General features: G+C 38.0%; 1 tRNA gene. It reads left to right on the plus strand.

The window, feature by feature from the left end:
* The first annotated feature begins 89 nt into the window (after positions 1-89).
* A tRNA-Trp gene (locus A1QC_RS03225) sits at positions 90-166 on the plus strand.
* Positions 167-305: the final 139 nt, after the last annotated feature.

The following is a 305-nucleotide window of genomic DNA, read 5'->3' on the forward strand; positions in this document are numbered from 1 at the left end:
CGAGTCCCGTCCACTCCGCCACTTTTTTTAAATTTATGAAAAAGACAATTTACTTTATAAGCCAACAAAAGTAATATAAACAAAGTTTTAGGGGTGTAGCTCCAATTGGCAGAGCAGCGGATTCCAAATCCGCGTGTTGGGAGTTCGAATCTCTCCACCCCTGCCATATTAAAGGCTCTAGCAGAAATGCTAGAGCCTTTTTTGTTCTGAAGATGAGTGGATCTCTATTTATGCTCAAAATTAGAGCCAATTATATTCTGAAACTACCGACTACCATTTCCTCTATAGCGATAAAATTTATTATT

Source organism: Vibrio rumoiensis 1S-45 (assembly GCF_000286955.2).
Classification (GTDB): domain Bacteria; phylum Pseudomonadota; class Gammaproteobacteria; order Enterobacterales; family Vibrionaceae; genus Vibrio; species Vibrio rumoiensis_A.